Below are 333 nucleotides of genomic sequence, written 5' to 3'. Positions count from 1 at the left end.
CGTCCTGCACCGCCGCGCCGATCGCCAGCACGTCCAGGTCGGTGAACAGCACGCCGTTGGCGGCGCCGAAATATTCATCGCCAACGTTGCGGCCGCCGATGATGGTGGCCTGGTTGTCGGCGGTGAAGGACTTGTTGTGCATGCGCCGGTTGAGCCGGCTGAAGTCGGTCAGGTAGCCCAGCGTCTTGGGCCAGCGCAGCGCGAAGGGGTTGTACAGCCGCACTTCGATGTTGGGATGTCCGTCCAGCGCGGCCAGCTCGCGGTCCAGGCCCGAGGTGCCGTTGTCGTCCAGCAGCAGGCGCACGCGCACGCCACGATCGGCGGCTTCGTGCA

The 333-nt window shown here is 67.6% G+C and carries 1 protein-coding gene; it reads right to left on the bottom strand.

Annotation, left to right across the window (positions count from 1 at the left end; translation table 11 throughout):
* A partial coding sequence (locus KUA57_RS09515) for a phospholipase D-like domain-containing protein (RefSeq protein ID WP_250646357.1) occupies positions 1-333 on the bottom strand: 333 nt, incomplete at both ends.

Origin of the sequence: Streptococcus vulneris (assembly GCF_019218685.1) — a bacterium.
In the GTDB taxonomy this organism is placed as follows: domain Bacteria; phylum Bacillota; class Bacilli; order Lactobacillales; family Streptococcaceae; genus Streptococcus; species Streptococcus vulneris.
Note: the sequence above shows the minus strand (reverse complement) of the source record. Positions and strands in the feature narration are given on the sequence as shown.